Source organism: Enterococcus sp. 3C7_DIV0644 (assembly GCF_002141235.1).
In the GTDB taxonomy this organism is placed as follows: Bacteria; Bacillota; Bacilli; order Lactobacillales; family Enterococcaceae; genus Enterococcus_D; species Enterococcus_D entomosocium.
On sequence record NZ_NGLK01000001.1, the window covers coordinates 1,389,250 to 1,408,877 of the forward strand.

Here is a 19,628-nt window from a genome sequence, read left to right on the forward strand (position 1 = left end):
GTTCGTAATGAAAGACATTTTTATCCAAATTAATGAAAATCTTGATGATTTTTTTAGTAACATACTACCGGAACTAGCGTTGCGAGAATCACCGCAAGGGCATCCATTACAGCTGATTCAACGGCCCGGTTCTCTGAAAATTTGCCATGGTCCGCTAGCAACAATCATTTACTATCAAGAAAAGGCCCATTTATTTCGGGCATTAACTTTATGGGTGCATGAAGACCGCCCAGTCTATGTCTTAGAAGAACAGCCGCATTTTGAAGCAATTGGACCAATGATCGATCTGTCCCGCAATGCAGTAATGACCGTTGAAAAACTGCAACGCTTTATTCTATTGACAAGCAAGATGGGGCTTAATCGCCTCATGCTTTATATGGAAGACACTTATGAAATTCCAGAGTATCCTTATTTTGGTCATTTACGAGGCCGTTATACACAAGGTGAGTTAAAGAAGCTTGATAGCTACGCGCAATCTATAGGTGTAACTTTGATTCCGGCGATTCAAACATTGGCACACTTAACGAATCCCTTAAAATGGGGATTTACTAAAAACATTCGGGACACGGAAGATATTTTACTGGTGGGAGAAGAAGAAACATATACCTTTTTGGAAGCAGCGATCCGTTCGATCCGTTCGTGTTTTACGACGGATCAGCTACACATTGGCATGGATGAAGCACACCAATTGGGGAAAGGAAGATATTTGGTATTGCACGGTTTAAAAGACCGTTTCTCGATTATGGCCGAACATCTGCAGCGGGTAGCTGCGCTTTGTCAAAAAGTGGGTTTTAAGCCGATGATGTGGAGCGATATGTTTTTTAGGATCGGTGCACCTACTGGTGATTATTACGATCCAGACGTGTGTTTTCCAACAGAATTGTTTGCTGACCTTCCTGCTGTCAAAATGGTTTACTGGGATTATTACCACCATGATCATGCCTCTTATCAGCGAATGTTTGCGAAACATCGGGAATTAAAACAGCCGATCGTCTTTGCTGGAGGTATCTGGACTTGGAACGGTTTGGCGCCGAACTATGGCAAAAGTTTTGCCACCATGCGTCATGCCTTGCAAGCCGCCAAAGAAAACGATGTTCAGGAAGTTTATGCCACACTTTGGGGCGACGACGGAGCCGAAACACCATTGATTGCTGCGCTACTAGGTTTGCAATATTTCAGTGAAGCGCAGTTTGGAAACGACCTTTCGTTAGAGAAATTAAATGAAAAATTCCAGCTCTTTCACCAGTCAGTTAGTAGCGATTTCTTGCTGCTTGATCGTTTTGATCAAACTGCAGGTGTACCAGAAAACAATCCTCACGGAGAAAACCCCAGCAAGCTACTGCTCTACCAAGACTTGCTGTATGGTTTGTATCAGGAAAACTTAACCGATCTTTCTTTAGTATCCCACTATCAAACATTGGCTCAAGAGTTGGCAGCTGTGAAATCAACACGGGACACACAAACGATGTTTGCCTTTTATCAGCAGCTGGCTGATGTTTTGGCACAAAAAGCTTGTATTACCGACCAAATCACCAGTGCCTATAAAAGCAAGGACTTCACGGAATTGCGCCAAGCAGTCGATGAGCTCAGTGTCTATAAATCCGCCTTGCAATCCCTTTATGAAGCCCATCGTAAAGTCTGGTTTGACTGGAATCGACCTTTCGGTTTTGAGAGTATCGATCTGCGCTACGGCGCCTTGCTGATGCGCTGCGACACGACACTCTGGCGGCTTACTGCCTTCTTGGACGGGGAGCTCGATACTTTGGAAGAATTGACTCAACCGTCCTTACCAATGGTGACCCCTTTCAGCGGCAACACTTCTGTGGGTCGCAATTTATTTCATGGAATCTATAGTGCGGGGAAAATTTCTGATGTTTAAAAGAAGGAGTGAGAAATTATGAAAACATCCTTGCTGCGCCGAACCATCATCGTGAGTTTGCTGGCTGTTGTTAGCCTATTCTTTCTCTATTTTCTAACAACCGATTCTTCTGCTCCAGTTCATGCCCAACCTTCAGAAAAACTGGAGATGACAGGTAATATTACAAATCAAGCAGCGGCGGAGGCTTGTTTGGCAGTGCTGAAAGAAAATTTACAAGCAGCCTCTGACCAAGATGCGACAGCTTATGCCGCCACGCTCGTAGCAGCGGCGCGAGCAGAGACGAGCCAAGAATTGGCTGATTTTTTTGCAGAAGAACAGCTGCAGCACACGCTGCTTTCTTTTGAAGTCGTTAAACAAGAGACAGGATCCATGCTGGTCGCGGCGCAACAGAAAACGATCAGCCCAAAAGATTCTTCCTACCGTGATCACATCACAGAGGCTTACCATACTTTCGTTAAGGAAGCAGATGGCTGGAAAATTCAAGAAACAGTCATGACGAATACAGAATTTCTTTAAGTGAGTGAAAAAGGAGTGATTTTTAATGAGAACGTATAAGAATTGGCCTGCCAACTACCCTGATCCAAACTGGTTCCTCCATGATCGGTTTGGCTTATTCATCCATTTCGGCCTATTCAGTATTGGCGCTCGACACGAATGGTTTATGACGACAGAAAAAATTGGACCCACCACCTATCGCGAGAACTATTTTTCTCAGTTTGATCCTGATCTTTTCAACGCGGAGGAATGGGCTCAAACCGCAAAGAAGGCCGGTTTTCAATACATGGTCTTCACAACGAAACATCATGAAGGCTTTGCCCTTTGGGACACCGCGCTCAGCGACTACAAAGTAACCAACACCCCATTCAAGCGAGACCTCTTAGCAGAACTGCTGCCGGCATTTCGCAAGGTAGGCATTAAGGTCGGACTGTATCATTCGCTGATCGATTGGTATCATCCAGATTTCACGCTCGACGGCCTGCATCCGCAACGAGAGTCTATTCAAGCCCGTCAAACCAATGACCAGCGGGACATGCGCCGTTACCAAGATTTTTTGGCTGGTCAAGTCACCGAACTATTGACCAATTATGGAACCATCGATTATATGTGGTTTGATTTTCCTTATAGCCATCGAGATTGGGGCTGGTCAAAAGGCAAGGGTGCCGCCGATTGGGATAGTAAGCGGATCGAAGAAATTTGCCGAAGTCTACAGCCGGAGATGTTACTGAATGACCGTTTGGATTTGGGCCGCGGGATTACCACCCCTGAGCAATTCCAACCAGACAAACCATTAGAAGCGAATGGATTGCCTTTAATATGGGAAGCGTGCCAAACGATGTACGAAACGTGGGGCTATGATCGTGATGCTCAGCACTGGAAATCCAGTGAAATGATGACCAAAATGCTGATTGACACAGTAGCAAAAGATGGGAACTTTCTCTTAAATATCGGCCCGAATGCTCGTGGAGAAATCAACTTACCAACTCGCGGCCATTTAGAAGCCATCGGTTCATGGATGCATTATCATCAGCAAGCGATTATCGGCTGTGGTGCCAGCATTTTTCAACCGCCTATTGACAGTCGTTACACCCAAAACGGGAATAAACTTTACTTGCACCTCTTCTCCTACCCCTACAAATCCTTGCATCTTCCGGGACTTGCAGGATGCGTGAAGCATATCCGTTTCTTACATGATGGCTCCGAGTTGTTTTATCGAGGATTTGATCCCGAGGAAGTTCTCACGTCAACGGAAGCCATCATCAACAAAGAGGACCTTGTTCTCAGCTTACCCGTCTGCCCCCCAGATGTGTTGGTACCAGTGGTCGAAATCACTTTAAAAGAAATATAAGCGCCTATTGCACTGTCCTAAATGAATATTTTATTGATACAAAAACATTGTCCTTACTTTCTTTACAAAAAAATGACTAGAAACTGATCATTTCTAGTCATTTTTTATGGCTATTTTTTCAAAAACTCCCCAAATTCGCTTATACGAAAGTAGCGAGCTAGCTTGTTGAACAGGTGATGAGAACATGCAAACAAGCTGCGGGGTTAATCCTTTTTTAAAGGTACTTACCACGGGAGGGTCAAAGTTCCTTAGACAAATAAAGAACAAGATCGTCATTGTTACAACAAGGCACATTCATCGCACAATTCTGATTATTGAACCAAACACCAGATCCATCTGGAATATAGCCTTGTTTTACATACAGTCTCTGGGCCGATCCATAACCATTGTGTAAACCTACCCCTAATGTCACCACGGCAGCTATTTCTCGTGCCTTTTCTTCGGCTGCTTTTAAAAGCTGACTGCCTACCCCTTGTTTTTGATAAGATTCAAAAACATTAAAATCCACAATTTCTGGGTACAAGCCTTTAAATGGTCCGTGCTTTGCTAGAGGGACCAATGTCAAATACCCGGCAGTTTTGTTGTTTATTTTGGCAAGCAAAATGTATCTCTCCCCCGCTTCTTGCTCGTTTAAATACTCCATCAAGAGCTGCTGGCGAGAAGGCCACCCTTGCTTTAAAAACATTTGATCCATTTCAAGGATATCTTTTTTCTTCAACGGTTGAATGTCTATGATCACTTATTGCTCCATTTCTCCCCTCACTCGGAGTTACGTTCATTTTATCAAAATACTATTGGCTTTTGTTTCACTTGTCGCTAAACTTATTCATCATAAAGAAAACAACAGGGATTGTCAGCGATGTGCCCTTTCACCCAATTCCTCTAACAATCAGCTAAATGTCGCTTCCCACCCATCATAAAGCTTTCGAAATGTTTCTTTTGGTCGATTTGGCTCATTATAAACTTTTTGGCTAATGGCCGTTTGGAGCCAAAAAATCGCTTGGATCACTTCACGACTAGTCTGAGCCTCAGGTACATCCGCCCAGACGGATAAAGCGATCGCCTGTGTTTGGGCAAGCTGTTCCTGTGCAACTTGTTGTCCATTGGCAAACGTCGTCAACTGGAATTCATTGCTGATTTTTTCGTAAGTTGGGTAGGTATACCCTGCCGCTTCTCCTAAGACATAATAGAAAAAATTATCATTGTGATTGATCATGGTATAGCCCTTTTCAAAAAAGACATCCGCCGACGCCATATTCTGGTTCCAACGGGTCCAATAGGAGATTTGACAATTCTCCGTCAACGTTGTCTGCTCTTGGCGATTCAAGCGGTAAAAACCATCATTCCAGACCCGCACAACAAAGCCGAGACTTTCAACAAAGGCCGCCAGCTCATTGACATAATCAATAAAGACTTCGATTCCGCTGGCTTTTTCCCCATAGCGCTCGCGGGCAGCTTCGATCATTTGTGGAAAGTTTTCTAACTGGTCAAAATCAATAAACTCATCGGCCCCGATGTGAAAATAGGTGCTGTCTTCAAACAGTTGCGCATATTCTCGATAAACTTCCTGAATAAAGGCTACCGCTTCTGAATCCAAAATGTTCAGTGCTCGATCATCACGAGTGCCATCTGCTGTCGGCAATTGCCATTGAGGTTTTTGTGCTAGGACTTGACGCAAATGACCAGGAGAATCAAAATCAGGGATAATGGCAATTTCATGGTTTTGAGCATACGCAATCAATTCACGAATTTCTTGCTTGGTCAAACATTCTTCCGAAACAATTTCTGGAAATTGCTGGGATTCAATCCGAAAGCCTTCGTTTTCCGAAAAATGAAGTTGCAGATGCGTGAATTGGAAGCAAGCCATGCTGCGGACGATTGCTTTCAAATCAGCTAGCGAATAAAATTTGCGCCCGATATCGATCATCAGACAGCGTTCTTTAAGCGCTGCTAGATAGCTTTTCTGTGCTAATTGACCCGTCGCCTGATCTCGGCCATATTTGGTTAACGCGTAAAAGGCATGTTCTGGCGAGGACACACTGATTGTTTGGTTTTCAAATCGAAAATCAGCATCCAGCTGCGGATCGATCACTATTTTCGGTAACGGATCTTTCGCCGACTGCCAACCTATTTCCTCAAAAAAGACGGCTGCTCGTTGCTGAACTTTTGTCAAATCAACTTGTTTGTTCATCTCATTTTCCCCCATACTTTCAATAATTTCTCATTTTTTGGTTCATTTCACGGTATTGCCCTGGTGTCACACCCACTATTTTTCGGAACTTTCTCGTATAATTGGAAACATCATAATACCCATTGTTGCGAATAATTTCTTTGATTGGCAAATCTGTTTCAATCAGTTCCTCTTTGATTTTTTTCAGTCTTAGTTCTTGAATATATTTGGAGAAGGTTTTGCCGCTTTCTTTTTTTACAAAACGGCTGACATAAGAGACAGAAACACCAACCTCCTCTGCCACCGATTCCAAGGAGAGCTGTGAGGAATGGTAATTTTCTTGGATAAAACTGAAGATTTTCTCATTCATTTCCGACTCATCATCCAGCGGCTGTTTCTGCACCTTCGTGCAAATCTGCTGGGCAATCGTTAACAAGGCAGACTGCAATTGATTCAAGCTGTTGAAATCAGCACTTTCAGAAGCGGTATGCAGTACTTCTGCCCCCACCAATTCACCGCCGACTTGCGCGATCGTATTCAACAAGTAGTAGCCATACATTTTTTGGACACGAGGCGAAGTCTGTTTACTCTCGCCTTCTTCGATCAACCGCTGGATCGTTTCACTGGCAATCTCAATATTTCCTTGATTCAAGGCTTGGATCAATTTTAATTTTTGATTGTCTGGATAATTGATTGGCAAATGATTGGTCTCTTTGGAAAGCTCCGCATAGTAGCTGATTTGCTTGCCTTGACTCCCTTGATTTTCCAGTGCTGCCAACCCTTCGATATAGGATTCATTGATGGCGGTTAGTTGATCGACCGTCATACCGACACCCATTGTGGGTGTTAGGGAGATCGCATGGGTAATTTTTTCCGCAATGGCATCCACAATTTCTTGTTGTTCTTTGCCATCAACAAACCCTACGGTCAAGGCTAACATTTCTTTGGATAAAATTTCCGTCGCATATGCCGTATAATCCGCCTCTTTGATTTCCTCGATATAATCGATCAGAAATTTTTTATCTCCTTGCTTGGCTTTGGAATCCACAGTTTTCGTATCGATGGCGATCACAAAGTAATTTGACTTAGGAAAGCAGACATGAACCGCTTCTAAAAGCAAAGCCAGTTCTTGCTCGGACCGAAAACGTCCGCTCATTAATTTGCGCAGCACTTGCTCTCTGGCATGAGGTGTTTGCAGGCGGACTTCCTGATGTAGTTCTTGGTGCTCAACCAAAAATGCCGCCAAGGTATTATGGACATCATCCATCGAATGAAGGGTCATTTTGGGGTCCCGATGAAACTCCTGAACCAGATTTTCGATTTTGCGAATTGGGCGATAACTACGTAACCCAAGCATCACGACTGCAGTGATACCCGTAAATAATATGGCGATAAATACTAAGACGAACTGCTCTTGTACACGGTTGACCGATGCCAGCGCTTGATTCGGATTAGCAACGGCTACCACTGAAATATTCAATTCATTATTGGCAATCGCTTGAACAAAATACGTTGATTGTTCAAACCGCATTCGTCCTGTTTGAATGCCTTTTTTCATGCGTTCGGGATGATTTAAAAAGCGCGCTAACTCATCATTGGTGGTACTGGCTAATAACTGGTACTCATCATTGATAATATAGGTGTTACTGATCCCATCGTTATTGCTGAGATCAAGAATTCTCTTCAAATTGTTCTCTTTGATTTCATAGATCGCTGAGCCATAGACAGTCATCTCTTCACTTTGAATGGGAACGATATAAAAGAAACGGGAATATCGCTGCTCCTCACCGGCGCCTTCTAATGTCAACAATGTAGGCGCTGAGGAATCCAATTGTGCGGCTAACTGTTCCTGGCCCATTTCATTTTTCGGCAGTACTTTTTTCAAAAATGTGTCAAAAGAGAATGATCCTACGGTTGAATACAAGGTTGCTGGGGACTCTTTATAATATAAATAGACTTCTTCGACTAAGTCGTTGGTGATTTTGTACGTTTGCATGGCCTCTCTTGCTTCTTTGGTCAAGTAAGGATGCTGCAAATATTTCAATGAGACAACATGATCATTGGTCATTTTTTGCGTCAGATAATTCAATTGAATAAACGTATTTTCTAAAGAATATTTCAACTGAATCAATTGATTTCTAGCGGTCAGCATCACTTGTTCATTGATACTTTTGACAGATGTATCATACCAAATCCATGACACGGCTAAAAAAGGCACTAAAAACACGATTAAATAAGAGCTGATGGCACGAATGATTCCCCTAAATAGTTTTTGACGATTCAGTTCCGTGTACTTTCCCATTTGCATCACCTATTCTCTGTTATTTCGAAAGCTCAAAAACGCTTTCATTTATCGATACTTATTTAGGAGAAAAGAATGTATGATACTCTAATAAAATACGCTTTATTTTAATAAAAAACAATGCTTTTTTACAAGTCAGCTATCAGGCTTGTATTTTCTTAACCAGTTATAACAAGCGCCCAATAAATTAGATTCATTGCCGAAACGACAGGCACAAATGTTTGGCACGATAACAGTACTAGGAATCTGCTCAGCAATCATAGCTAATCGTGCGTTTACATGTGGGATCAAGAAACGGCTCGCACTGATTCCACCGCCAATCAAGATGATTTCCGGATCAATCATATATTGCAGGCTATAGCAAGCCGCCGCCAGTTTATCGACAAAATCAGCTACTACTGGCAGACATCGCGGATCTTGCTCTTGAACCAGTGTATCAATACGCTGGCCATTGATTGTTGGGTCTCCGATACGTTTTGCTGTTTTCTCTACTAATGTTCTGGTTGACCCTGCGATGCTCCAAAGTTCCCAATCCTTCCTTTCGGTCGGAAAAAGCAGATAACCAAACTCTCCTGCTAGTAAGTGTTTGCCGCGAATCAATTGATGATCGATCATCAAGCCACCGCCAACGGATGTACCTAGGACAATTGTCGCAAAGGACGCACAATTTTGAGCGTGACCCAACCATTTTTCTGCCAATAGCGCACAGTTGCCATCATTTTCGGCAGCAACTGGACATTGGTATGTACTGCGCAAATGCTTAACCAGTCTTTTACCAAATCCTTCATATAAAGGTGATGTCATCCCGATTTCTTGGCTTTGTGGATCAACCACTCCCGTTGAGCTAATAGCGATGCCATCAAATGCTGCTGCATAGAATGCATCGATCTGTCGACATATACGTTGCGTGACTGTGGAATATTCCTTGTTCATAGGAAATTGAGTCAATTGTCTGCGTTCCCCTTGACTATTCACTAACCCACATTTAATAGCAGTACCGCCAATATCAATTGCTAAAATCCACATTTTCTTGACCTCACAAGGTTTTCTTTTGTCTTGCATTCAGTATACGCAACCAATGTTTTCAGCGACCATATGTATTTCTTGCAACAATATGTCAAATCCGTCCAAGCCATAAAAAAGCCCGCAACGAAAGATATCTTGCATTTAGAAAGAATATACATTGTACATACAGAGATAGCTTCTCTGCTTATTTTTTTAGCACTTGAAAGACCTGGTTTAACGTTCAGCTTCACAAAAATGTTCATCATGCAAAGCTAAAAAATAGAACTATTAGATACAATGTCTGAGAATTTTATAAACAAAGGAATCAGCTACTCCCGTTTTTTCTATTAAGATAAGCTATAAACAAAAAAACCGTCACGCATAAGACATCCTCTCATGCGTGATCGGCATTCTACTTACTCATTGAATTTTAGGAATAGATCAAACAATTTTAAGAACTTAGTTGCAGACTCTTGGTGTCACAACAAAAAATCTATTCGCAGTAAACTAATTTTGTTCTGTTCTTACACTCTGGTCACTTATTGCTCATTTGATTCATAAAACCTCAATAAAGCGCTTGTGCTCGTTCAATACAATTCCTGCTCCAAATAATCCACCAACGGAACCAAGTATTTTTTATCCGTCCAATCGCAATCTTGTCCATTGGCTTCCATGAGTACCTTCGTCTGTGGGTCATAGGTGTGTGGCTCTTTTTTAGCGGCCGCTTTTCTTAACATTTTCACTAAGGTTCGATCGAAAAAGTTCATTTTGCTTTCCTGCCATTGTCCTCTTCCGTAAAAAAAGGGGATGTCCTTTAGCGGACCCGTGAGATTCTGTTCTCTGAGTTTTTTCACTACCACTTTTTCAGGAACAGAAGCTCCCGCACAAAAGATGAGTATCTCTTTGCCTTTTAGCTGATTGCTATTCTTTTTTAAAAAGGACAGTCCAGCAATACCCGAAGCATAGATTCCCCCACAGAAGATAATTGTGTCATAATCCATTACTTCAGCTATTTTGGCTTTTGGGGTTTCTAGGCAGGGAAAACCTGTTGCTTCTTGAAGCCAGTGGACATACTTTTTGACAGCGCCGTATTTCGATTGATAAACAATAATGCCATTTTTCATGAGGAATTCCTCCCTGCAGTTAGGACTGCAACCTACTTTTTGTGCCATCTATTGCCTGTTTCAAAAACATCTCGTAAGCTTCTTCCTGTTGTGCATAGATTTCACCTAGTGGAATACCTGGTGTCGTTACTGCGAAAATCGTGCCGATTCCGATCGTGTAAATGAGCATATGCAAGTGCAGCTGTTTGGCGGTTTCTATGCTGATGTTCAAATCGGCGGCAATCCTTTTCGCTACTTGAGGATTCGTCTCCAACTGATACAGCTCTTCTAATGACGAAACATTCGCTCTTTTTTGTAAGACAAAAATTCTCAAAATTTGGGGTTCTTCTTTCGCCAATTGCAAATATGCGTGTCCGGTACTGCGAAACAGATCCTGGGAGTCACTATGGGCTTCTAAAAACTCTTGTAAAAATTGCCGTGCTCTCTGCTCTACTTCTGTCCGCAGTCCTTCCATATTGGTGCAATAACTATAAATGGGCTGGACTGAACAGCCTAACCTTTCCGCAATATTTTTGACAATCACTTGCTCCATACCGCCTTTTCGAGCAATCTCAAAAGCGGCATCAACCACCATTTCCTTTGTTATTCGTTGTTTTGGCATCCAAGACCCTCCTTAAGCACAAGTCACATTATATAAACGATTTATATAACTCGATTATATTCTTTTGTTCCTGCGAAGTCAATCGGGTCCAAGACACTACTCCCTCACTCTTTCTATTGAATAAAGAGCTGTCGGTTTCTCCCAAATCATCGTTCATAGGTTGTAAATCTTGCATTACTTCCCAGTGATTGCTGGCTCTTTTATCCGCACAAAAAAGGTACAGCCCACAGAAAAAGGCTGTACCGTTGATAATACGTATGGACTCTTTTGCACTCGAAGCTGCTAAACTTCTGGGGTGTCCTCTGGTGGTGCTTCGAGGATTGGTTCTTCCTCTTCATACAAGGAGGAAACCCGCGTATACCATTCAAACACATGGGTAATGATCACCTTGGCAGCCGCATAGACAGGAATCCCTAAAATGACCCCAACAAGACCAAATAGTTTTCCTGAAGTCAAGAGGACTAAAAGAATCGTGACAGGATGGATCGACAATTCGTTTCCTAAAACTAACGGTGAGATCAAGCGTCCTTCAATGGTCTGCTCAATGACAAAGACGATCAGGACTTGGATCAGCAATACCGGCCCACCAACAATTCCTAAAAAGACCGCTGGAATCATGGCCAAAAAAGATCCTAAATAAGGGATCAAATTTAAAAAGCCAGCTGCAATCCCCAGTGTGATGGCATAATCTAAGCCAATAATACTAAAGCCGATCATAAACATCACTGCGACCGCAAACGCCACTGTCAGCTGTCCCCGAATATAGGAGGATACCTGGTCATTCATTTCTTTTAAAACGATCAGTGACGGCTGGCGCATTTTGGTTGGTAAAAATTTGACAAAATAAGGGGCTAGTTTGCGGCCATCTTTCAGTAGGTAGAACAAAATAAACGGCATGGTAATGACCGCTAAAACGATCGTCGCAACGGCCCCGAAGAAACTACCTAGATTTTGAATCGTACTGCGGGAAAGATTTTGGACGATATCCGTCAGAGAAGAAATCAACTTCTCATTGGAAGCTTCGATCTGATCTTGGACTTGCGAGAAGATTGGATCAGACAAGATTTCATTCACCTTATTCTCAATAATCGTCAAATACCCCGGCAGATTATCCGCAAAACTCATGGATTGCTCTTGAATCTTAGGAATGATGACCACCCCCCCCCAGACAATCAGACCAACCACCAAAACAAAAAGACCAAAAATACTGTAAATTCGTTTGATTCCTTTGCGCTCCAAATAGTCAACAGTTGGATTCATCAAGTAATATAAAATGCCCGCCAAAATGATTGGCAATCCGACGATAGCTAAAAATTGCCAGACAGGTTCAAACAAATACGACACTTTCGTAAAGAGCAGCAAAATCAAGAGAATCAATAAAATGACCAGCAAGCTGGTCACTGCTTGATTGTTTAAAAACCATTTCCAAAACCAGGAATGCGGCTTTTTCTGCGTTTCTTTCATGACATTCTTTGCCTCCTAGTTGTACGTCACTTGCATGCCGACTTCGAGGTTCGGCAAAACAGTTGGCGTTAAATAAATCGCACTTGAAAGCGGATCTTCAGCCGGCTCTTCGTCAAAGACAAAGGTCACATGCTGGATCGTTTGCAGGATTTGGTTAGCCACCGTTCCTACATATTGGACTTGATAGGTCTGATCACCAAAAGTAATCTGATCCTCTTTCTTTACGACTAACGCTTGCGAATCAGGAATCGTTTGGATGACTGAATATTCTCGCAATGTATCGGTCGCTTCTTCCCCAAAGAAGATGATCATTCTTTCTTGCGAATCGATCGCTTGTGGACCAATTTCTTTGATCGTCCCTTTTTTCATATGACAAACTCCCCTTTCTATCTTCTCGTTTATTATAACATAAAGAGTTTTTCTACCCGCCCAAAACCGCATTCTATGGTAGAATTAAAGAGGAATGAAACTATTAGGAGGTTTTTTTATGTTGCAAACGATTTATTTGGGTACGTACACTCGTCGCGAAAGTAAAGGGATCTATTCGATCGCTTTAGATACGGAAAAAGGAACACTGACCGATTTGACCTTATGCGCGGAAGAAAAAAGTCCGACTTATCTTGCCCGCAGTAAAAAAGAAGCAGTTTACAGCGTCACAGAAGTAGCTGGCAACGGTGGCGCCGCTGCTTATACCCCAGACTTTACCTTGCTGAATACCGCAACGGAAGAAGGCGCACCCCTTTGCTATGTAGCAGTTGATGAAAACCGTCAGCTTTTATATGGTGCCAACTACCACAAAGGTGAAGTGAATGTTTATAAAATTCTAGAAGATGGCAGCATCGAAGCAACGGACAGCATCTACCATGATGAACCCGTCGGCTCTCATGAAAACCAAGACAAACCTCATGTCCATTATACTGACTTAACACCAGACCAACGTTTAGCAGTTTGTGACCTTGGAACGGACCGGGTCTATACTTATGATATTTCAGAAGATGGCAAACTGACAGAAGTAGCTGTCTATGTGGCAGAAGACGGAACTGGTCCTCGTCACTTAGTCTTCCATCCAAATAACCAATACGCTTACTTAGTGGGCGAATTAGACAGCTCATTGACTGTTTTACGCTACAATCAAGCAGATGGCAGTTTTGAGAAAATCCAAAAGGTGCCAACGATCCCTGCGGACTTTACGGATTTCAACAGTGGCGCTGCGGTACGGATCTCGAACGATGGACGTTTTGTTTACAGCTCAAATCGCGGCCATAATTCAATCGCTGTTTTTGAAGTAACCGATGAAGGCGCTGGCCTGGCTTTTGTTCAATCAATCTCAACAGAAGGCGACTTCCCTCGCGATTTCGATTTGGACCCGACAAACGATTATCTGGTTTGTGCCAACCAAAATTCTGATAACCTAACGTTATACAAACGCGATGAAGCCACTGGCAAATTGACTGTCTTAGAAAAAGACATCTACGCACCAGAATGTGTCTGCGTCTTATTCAAAAAATAAAGTTTTGGAGGATTCCCCCATGTTTGATAAAACACCAAAGGAACTCGTGCTCAAAGATTTTTCTAATATCTACAATAAATGTCAATCAACCTTTGAACTAGTGACGAGCCGCAAATACAATGAATCATTGGTCCTATTAACGACTGCGGAAACGTATGCGATCGCTGAAAAAGCCTATATTCGCTGCGATACTGCCAGAGAGCTGCAAACAGCGGAAGTCATTGCTTTCTTTGATGCTTTTGAGATCTATTATTTTGAATTAAAACAAGTCCTTTTTCATGATGACGATGATTTTGTTTCTTTAAAAAATCGTTTAGAAAAAATGAAAGACACTTACGAAGCATTGACAGCCTCATTTCATTTGTTATGATGAAATCAAATCAAAAGTGAAAAAGGTGACGTTATGAACCAAGAACAAGTGTTGGATCGTTTACGAGAAGAATTGGCCATGCCATTTTTCGAAGCAAAACTAGAAGACAAAGACTATTCCGAAGAAGACTATCAACAAGTCAAAGCGGATTTGGTAAAATACTTTGATGACTATGTACGTAATGTAGAAAATTAAGAAACAGCCTGCGATGATTCATTCATCGCAGGCTGTTTTGCTATTATAACGTCACTAGAAAGTTTTGATTCGTCGTGGCTTCGATCTGAGGATGCTGTTTCAAATAGTCAGCAATCAGTTCCGTCATATCGACTTGTATCTCACGAACGATTTTTTCGGCAGAAAACATGGCGTAGTTGCCACCGCCCACGGCACGGTATTGGTTGATGACGATCTCTAATTCTTGGTCCATCGCAATGGCTTTTTCTTCAAAGTCCAAACGGGTGATTCGTTGACCAACGGGTTGACTAAGATCGATCGTATACTCGATGCCTTCATACATATCGTAGTTATAATATTGCGGTTTTGGTTCAATAAAAGCAGGATTGAAAACGATCTGACCGTCAACAACGGCTAAATAATCCGCCGTTTGTTCTAAAGCAGCTTTTAATTCGGCACCTGTTATTTTGACTACAGCTAACGTATTTGGGTAAATATAATTGGTAATCACATCCCGCATCGTGATGGTTGCGCCAAAGCCTTTGCCTTCATTGTTGAAAAGAGCAGTGCCAGAAATTTTGGCGCCACTGGCAGCCATCTGAACACGATTGATGAATTCAATATAAGGATGCTCTTTCAAGCGTGCCCCCATCGGATCGGTGATTCGCATATCCCCACTGACTTTGCCTAACGGCTGATCTAGCCATGTTTGTAACTCTTCTTCGATGGGTGCTAACAAGGCCAACGTCTCTTGATCTGGGACAGCATCCGCAACAGGGATCAACGCAGCCGTACTGTTTGTGACATGAACCCCTGTCTGATTTTTTTCAACCGTCAATTCGATGGCGCCGATAAAGCTTCCACGATAACCGGGCTGCACAACAGGGACACCATTGATTTTTGTGGCGATCTCACGATGTTGGTGTCCTGTGAAGAACGCATCGATTCCTGAGACTTCCTGCAGTAATTGATAGCCCTCATTTTCGCCAGTCAATAATTCGGTCGGTTCCCCAGTGACTAAATCACGCTCGAAGCCGCCATGGTAGCTGATGACAACGATATCGGCTTGTTCTCGTAAGTAAGGTACATAGTTTTTCGCCGTCTCAACAATACTGACAAATTGCATCCCGCGAATCGTCGCAGGTTGTTCCCAATGAGGAATATAGGGCGTCACCATTCCTAAAATCGCGATCTTTACCCCTTCTTTTTCAATGATGGTGTAAGCTTGCCCAAAGAATGGTTCCCCCGCTTCATTTAAAATATTGGCTGCAAGTACCGGCGTTTGGTAGCTGGCGATCGCTTCTTGCAAATAAGGCAGACCGTAGTTGAACTCATGATTGCCTAAGACATGAACATCAACGTCTAGGTGGTTGACGACAGCGGTCAATGCGGCAACGGAGTGCTGGCTTTTGGCAATGTAATAGCTTAAGGGCGAGCCTTGGATAAAGTCGCCATTTTCGATCGTTACGACCGGTCCGGTGGCTGCTTGGCGCAGTTCTTTCATTTTGGTGGCAACTTTTGCCACGCCGAATCCTTGTTCCGTGTCATCGGCAAAATTGGTTGGATAGACATAGCCATGCATATCGCTCGTTTCTAAAAACGTGATTTTCATTCAAAAGACTCCTTTTCCCCTCAATACACCAAAAGGGCATGCGCATAAGTCGAAAACCCTCGAAAGCCAGCAAATTCTGCTTCCTTGCGTCTTCAAACCTTATGATACAAACCCTTTGGTGTTTCATCTCAGGTGTTTCCCTGATTATACCCTATTTTGACGAAGAAATTCAGAATTATTGGTTCCAAGCATCTTCTAATTGTGGTTTTGCGTTTTCAATCAATTGATCGACATCTTGATCTGTATTAGACAAAATGTTTTCCATGATTGAACGCATTTCATTGTAAGCAGGATCAGCATTTTCAATCACTGGGATCGAGAACAATTCTTTGGTTGCATCTTCTAATTTGGCAGCTACTTTTGTTTCAGGATTGTTTTTGTATTCATCGCTTTCCAGAACAGATTCAACAACTGGCATGTAGCCGGTATCGATCGCCCATGTTTTTTGCGCTTCTGGAGAAGTTAAGTATTTCATGTATTCAAAAGCAGCGGTGCGTTGCTCTGGTGTTGCGCTGTTGAACATGTACAAGTCAGTTCCTTGTTGCAAGTTGATTGGTTCTGGACGAGCTGCTACGTCATATTCAAATTTGCCTTCGGTATCTTTTTTAACAAAACCTTCCCCTGCGATTGAGCCGACATACATTGCGACTTGCTCGTTGGCAAATGGTCCAGACAAGTATTGATCAGAACCAGCGATTCGGAAGTAGCCCTCTTTGACACCATCCAGGTAGTAGTTGATGACTTCTTTTGATTCATCGCTGTCTAGTTGCAAGTCTTTGTCAAAATCAACACCTTGGTTTTTCATTGCGATGGCGTAGTAGTTGTTTAATGAGTCAAAACCAGCACCTACTACTTCACCGTTTGATTTTTCAAAGATTTCTTGAGAAGCTTCTTTTAATTCTTCAAGGTTTGTCGGTACGTCAATACCATACTCGTCTAACATGTCTGCATTGTAGAACAGCATTTCTGTTGATTTGTTGAAAGGAATCCCGTATTGCACGCCGTCGATCTGCGCGCCTTCTAAAAGGGCACTGCGGATTTCTTCTTGGTCACCCCAACCGATAGTATCATCGTTGATGTATTCGCCAAGGTCAACCAACATGTCATCTTGGGCAGCATTCCATAACCAACCAGGATATGCTTGGGTGATAGTTGGTAGATCTTTTGGTGAAGGCAAGGTTGAATTCACCTTTGCTTGTAGATCAGAGTAGCTGGATTGGTTTTGCAATTCGATCTTGATGTTTGGATTTTCATCCATGAATTGCTCCGTCAATTTCGTCAATGATTCTTCTTGCGCACCATTCATTGCATGCCAAAAGGTGACAGTCGTATCTTCGCTTAGTTCTGTAACGATTTCATCACTTTCGGTAGAACCAGATGAATCGTTGTTGTTTCCACAAGCCCCTAATACCAATGTCGCGGCTGCAGCTGCTGCAAATGCAAGTTTCTTTGTTTTCATTTTTTCCTCTCCTCTATCACTCTAAAATAATTTTTTCACCGCGTTGCGGCAATATTCTTTCACCATACGGATTCACCAGATTTTCTGGTTTCAGCGTATGGATTGGAACCAATCGTTGGGGCTCGATCCATGCAATGATCTGATCTAAATCAGCTGGTTTCGCATGTCCCGAGTTTGGCAAACGGACAAATTCGATCTCCAGTGCTGCCAGTTTATCCAAAAAGACTTGATAAGCTGGATCAAAATCGCCTAACGGCTGCGCATCACTGTGAATATACAATCCACCTGTTTGCAAGTTTTCAAAATGCGCGACTGCTTGCCAAAGGTACTGGCTCGTGTCGGCACATAATGCCTGATAAGAAATGGCGAAGGCTGGATCGAGAGTCGCTGGTACTTGATCATCGATCGTATAGAACGGTACATCTTTATTGAAAATTTCTTTCAATAAAGCAGCTTGGGTCGCCTCTAAAACAACCGTCCGTGGCGCGGCTTCAACAAGTGCCATAAAGCGCTCAACATTGGCTGGATAGCCATTGAAGGTAATTTGTCGTTGGGGATTTTCTTTGACCAAACGCACGAAGGTCTCAATCAATTCTGTTTCACTTTCCACCGTGATCGCTTTGGGGTCCGGTTCTCTTTCTGGGAAGCTGATGCTGACCCCTTCCATCATCAATAGATCCGTGTGTTTGGCTAATTGACAGAATTCTTTGGTACGCTCTGGATGATAGCCATGCAAACGCAAATCACCGGTATAAGCGATAAAATGATCCGGCGTGCGAATCAACAAAGCTGCCGCACCGTACGCATCATGATCGACTGGAATGATCTCGACTTCGATTTCCCCGACCCGAATCACATCATGAGGTTCTAAGCCGATCAATTCACGGACAAAGCTTTTTTCCTCATGAGGAACGGGCAGCAAGAAGTCCCCTTTTTGATTCAACACTTCGAGGATCGCTTTGGTTTCCTTCAAGGTGTACATAGGAATATTTGGGTCTAAAAAGTTGATCATCTTGGAATGATCCAGATGGGCGTGGGAAAGAAAAACTGCTGTTTCTTGGTATTCTTTCGTTTCGCTTCCTTGGTACGTGTAGTCTAAGCGTGGATCGTAGACATTTTTCAGTTCTGGTATCCAGCGATGCGCAACTAACGTTTGTAATTCTTCATCTGGTAAGGGTGTTTCTGGATGATACTCCGAACCGAAATCAAAAAAGATATGGGCATCTTTGTACGCAACTTCGATGACGGTTCCTCCAATCGTTAAAATTCCGCTATGGAAGGTGATCGTTGTTTTATCCTTTGATGCCATCTTTAGCCACTCCTTTGATAATTTCTTTTCTAAAGATCAAGTAAATGATCAGAATTGGAATGACGGTCAAGGTCGCTGCCGCCATTTGTAAATGAACGTCACTGCCGCTTTCTGTGGTAAAGGCAGCCAATCCATTATTTAAGAGACGGTATTTTTTCTCATTCGTCACTAACAACGGCCATAAGAAAGAATTCCAGCTAGAGATGAACGTCAGAATCCCGACTGTCACCAAGGCTGGTTTAGACATGGGGATCAAAATTCGGCGGATATAAGCTAGGTCGCTGGCACCGTCAATTTTGGCTGCCTTATAAAAGGTATTAGAAATACTTTGTAAATAACCGTTTAAATAATAGATGTAAAAAATACTGGTCAGAAACGGAATGATCAAGGCACTATACGTATTCAATAAGCCCATTCGAGCAATCGTATTGTAATTGGTAAAGATGATGGATTCATAAGGAACCATCAGTAAGGAGATCATCAAACCAATCACGAGACGCTTGTATTTGAATTCAAGACTCGTTAATGCAAAAGCAGCTAAAATTGCCGTGATCAGCGTCGCTATGGTAGTGACCGCTGAAACAAAGACCGTATTGAAGAAGTAGCGTAAAAACGGTGCTCGGGTAAAGACTTCCCCGTAGTTGCTCCATTGGAAGGACTCTGGCATGATCGTCGGTGGAATACTGGTTGCTTCACTGTAGGTCATTAGACCAGCTAAAATCATATAGACAAAGGGAAACAGCGTGATCACTGCTAAAATTGCTAAAAACAGCATCGAAACAATCGTGACAATTTTTTTCATT

The 19,628-nt window shown here is 42.7% G+C and carries 18 protein-coding genes; 6 read left to right on the plus strand and 12 right to left on the minus strand.

The features are described 5' to 3' along the window. The first annotated feature begins 7 nt into the window (after window positions 1-7). Genes A5877_RS06445 through A5877_RS06455 form a run of 3 tightly spaced genes read left to right on the plus strand, consistent with a single transcriptional unit; the run spans window position 8 to window position 3,725 of the window. Complete coding sequence (locus tag A5877_RS06445) at window positions 8-1,879, plus strand: beta-N-acetylhexosaminidase (RefSeq protein WP_086316592.1); 1,872 nt, start codon at window positions 8-10, stop codon at window positions 1,877-1,879. An 18-nt stretch (window positions 1,880-1,897) separates the two neighbouring features. Then, window positions 1,898-2,395, plus strand: a complete 498-nt coding sequence (locus tag A5877_RS06450) for a hypothetical protein (protein ID WP_016612906.1) — start codon at window positions 1,898-1,900, stop codon at window positions 2,393-2,395. A 25-nt stretch (window positions 2,396-2,420) separates the two neighbouring features. Further along, on the plus strand, window positions 2,421-3,725 hold the full coding sequence (locus tag A5877_RS06455) for an alpha-L-fucosidase (protein ID WP_086316593.1): 1,305 nt from the start codon (window positions 2,421-2,423) through the stop codon (window positions 3,723-3,725). Between the two features lie 238 nt (window positions 3,726-3,963). Here the strand turns inward: A5877_RS06455 and A5877_RS06460 are convergent, their stop codons facing one another. The 8 genes from A5877_RS06460 to A5877_RS06500 form a co-directional block, all read right to left on the minus strand. Further along, complete coding sequence (locus A5877_RS06460) at window positions 3,964-4,464, minus strand: GNAT family N-acetyltransferase (RefSeq protein WP_005233764.1); 501 nt, start codon at window positions 4,462-4,464, stop codon at window positions 3,964-3,966. 150 nt (window positions 4,465-4,614) lie between these two features. Further along, window positions 4,615-5,916 (minus strand): family 20 glycosylhydrolase, encoded by a 1,302-nt coding sequence (locus A5877_RS06465; protein ID WP_086316594.1) that lies wholly within the window; start codon window positions 5,914-5,916, stop codon window positions 4,615-4,617. A gap of 19 nt (window positions 5,917-5,935) precedes the next feature. Then, a complete protein-coding gene (locus tag A5877_RS06470) occupies window positions 5,936-8,203 on the minus strand; it encodes a helix-turn-helix domain-containing protein (RefSeq protein WP_008379459.1) in 2,268 nt (755 codons plus the stop codon). 129 nt (window positions 8,204-8,332) lie between these two features. Then, a complete protein-coding gene (locus tag A5877_RS06475) occupies window positions 8,333-9,259 on the minus strand; it encodes an ROK family protein (protein ID WP_016612910.1) in 927 nt (308 codons plus the stop codon). Window positions 9,260-9,789: 530 nt separating this feature from the next. Next, window positions 9,790-10,326 carry a flavodoxin domain-containing protein gene (locus tag A5877_RS06485; protein ID WP_008379457.1) on the minus strand — a complete coding sequence of 179 codons (537 nt, stop codon included), beginning with the start codon at window positions 10,324-10,326 and terminating at the stop codon, window positions 9,790-9,792. Window positions 10,327-10,345: 19 nt separating this feature from the next. Continuing rightward, window positions 10,346-10,927, minus strand: a complete 582-nt coding sequence (locus A5877_RS06490; protein ID WP_086316595.1) for a TetR/AcrR family transcriptional regulator — start codon at window positions 10,925-10,927, stop codon at window positions 10,346-10,348. 282 nt (window positions 10,928-11,209) lie between these two features. Then, window positions 11,210-12,391, minus strand: a complete 1,182-nt coding sequence (locus A5877_RS06495; RefSeq protein ID WP_086316596.1) for an AI-2E family transporter — start codon at window positions 12,389-12,391, stop codon at window positions 11,210-11,212. A 15-nt stretch (window positions 12,392-12,406) separates the two neighbouring features. Then, window positions 12,407-12,760, minus strand: a complete 354-nt coding sequence (locus A5877_RS06500) for a PTS glucitol/sorbitol transporter subunit IIA (protein WP_086316597.1) — start codon at window positions 12,758-12,760, stop codon at window positions 12,407-12,409. Window positions 12,761-12,878: 118 nt separating this feature from the next. On the opposite strand from A5877_RS06500, the gene A5877_RS06505 reads away from it, so the two are divergent. Genes A5877_RS06505 through A5877_RS17180 form a run of 3 tightly spaced genes read left to right on the plus strand, consistent with a single transcriptional unit; the run spans window position 12,879 to window position 14,466 of the window. Further along, entirely contained in the window at window positions 12,879-13,901 is a 1,023-nt protein-coding gene (locus A5877_RS06505; protein ID WP_034878296.1) for a lactonase family protein, read from the plus strand. 19 nt (window positions 13,902-13,920) lie between these two features. Further along, entirely contained in the window at window positions 13,921-14,271 is a 351-nt protein-coding gene (locus tag A5877_RS06510) for a hypothetical protein (RefSeq protein ID WP_086316598.1), read from the plus strand. 33 nt (window positions 14,272-14,304) lie between these two features. Beyond that, window positions 14,305-14,466, plus strand: coding sequence for a hypothetical protein (locus tag A5877_RS17180; RefSeq protein WP_005233739.1), 162 nt, complete (start codon window positions 14,305-14,307; stop codon window positions 14,464-14,466). Window positions 14,467-14,509: 43 nt separating this feature from the next. On the opposite strand, the gene A5877_RS06520 is transcribed toward A5877_RS17180, so the two are convergent. From A5877_RS06520 to A5877_RS06535, 4 genes are all read right to left on the minus strand, one after another. Then, on the minus strand, window positions 14,510-16,057 hold the full coding sequence (locus A5877_RS06520; protein ID WP_016621908.1) for a bifunctional UDP-sugar hydrolase/5'-nucleotidase: 1,548 nt from the start codon (window positions 16,055-16,057) through the stop codon (window positions 14,510-14,512). 175 nt (window positions 16,058-16,232) lie between these two features. Further along, window positions 16,233-17,516, minus strand: coding sequence for an ABC transporter substrate-binding protein (locus A5877_RS06525; protein ID WP_086316599.1), 1,284 nt, complete (start codon window positions 17,514-17,516; stop codon window positions 16,233-16,235). 16 nt (window positions 17,517-17,532) lie between these two features. Further along, window positions 17,533-18,825, minus strand: a complete 1,293-nt coding sequence (locus A5877_RS06530; RefSeq protein ID WP_086316600.1) for an MBL fold metallo-hydrolase — start codon at window positions 18,823-18,825, stop codon at window positions 17,533-17,535. Then, complete coding sequence (locus A5877_RS06535) at window positions 18,809-19,627, minus strand: carbohydrate ABC transporter permease (protein WP_005228015.1); 819 nt, start codon at window positions 19,625-19,627, stop codon at window positions 18,809-18,811. Before A5877_RS06535 ends, A5877_RS06530 begins: the two co-directional genes overlap by 17 nt. Window position 19,628 lies beyond the last annotated feature (1 nt).

Excerpts from the sequence above, each read along its gene's own strand:
- A5877_RS06445 (WP_086316592.1), top strand. The coding sequence starts at position 8 with ATGAAAGACATTTTTATCCAAATTAATGAAAATCTTGATGATTTTTTT.
- A5877_RS06450 (WP_016612906.1), top strand. The coding sequence starts at position 1,898 with ATGAAAACATCCTTGCTGCGCCGAACCATCATCGTGAGTTTGCTGGCT.
- A5877_RS06455 (WP_086316593.1), top strand. The coding sequence starts at position 2,421 with ATGAGAACGTATAAGAATTGGCCTGCCAACTACCCTGATCCAAACTGG.
- A5877_RS06465 (WP_086316594.1), bottom strand. The coding sequence starts at position 5,916 with ATGAACAAACAAGTTGATTTGACAAAAGTTCAGCAACGAGCAGCCGTC.
- A5877_RS06470 (WP_008379459.1), bottom strand. The coding sequence starts at position 8,203 with ATGCAAATGGGAAAGTACACGGAACTGAATCGTCAAAAACTATTTAGG.
- A5877_RS06475 (WP_016612910.1), bottom strand. The coding sequence starts at position 9,259 with ATGCAAGACAAAAGAAAACCTTGTGAGGTCAAGAAAATGTGGATTTTA.
- A5877_RS06485 (WP_008379457.1), bottom strand. The coding sequence starts at position 10,326 with ATGAAAAATGGCATTATTGTTTATCAATCGAAATACGGCGCTGTCAAA.
- A5877_RS06490 (WP_086316595.1), bottom strand. The coding sequence starts at position 10,927 with ATGCCAAAACAACGAATAACAAAGGAAATGGTGGTTGATGCCGCTTTT.
- A5877_RS06495 (WP_086316596.1), bottom strand. The coding sequence starts at position 12,391 with ATGAAAGAAACGCAGAAAAAGCCGCATTCCTGGTTTTGGAAATGGTTT.
- A5877_RS06500 (WP_086316597.1), bottom strand. The coding sequence starts at position 12,760 with ATGAAAAAAGGGACGATCAAAGAAATTGGTCCACAAGCGATCGATTCG.
- A5877_RS06505 (WP_034878296.1), top strand. The coding sequence starts at position 12,879 with ATGTTGCAAACGATTTATTTGGGTACGTACACTCGTCGCGAAAGTAAA.
- A5877_RS06510 (WP_086316598.1), top strand. The coding sequence starts at position 13,921 with ATGTTTGATAAAACACCAAAGGAACTCGTGCTCAAAGATTTTTCTAAT.
- A5877_RS17180 (WP_005233739.1), top strand. The coding sequence starts at position 14,305 with ATGAACCAAGAACAAGTGTTGGATCGTTTACGAGAAGAATTGGCCATG.
- A5877_RS06520 (WP_016621908.1), bottom strand. The coding sequence starts at position 16,057 with ATGAAAATCACGTTTTTAGAAACGAGCGATATGCATGGCTATGTCTAT.
- A5877_RS06525 (WP_086316599.1), bottom strand. The coding sequence starts at position 17,516 with ATGAAAACAAAGAAACTTGCATTTGCAGCAGCTGCAGCCGCGACATTG.
- A5877_RS06530 (WP_086316600.1), bottom strand. The coding sequence starts at position 18,825 with ATGGCATCAAAGGATAAAACAACGATCACCTTCCATAGCGGAATTTTA.
- A5877_RS06535 (WP_005228015.1), bottom strand. The coding sequence starts at position 19,627 with ATGAAAAAAATTGTCACGATTGTTTCGATGCTGTTTTTAGCAATTTTA.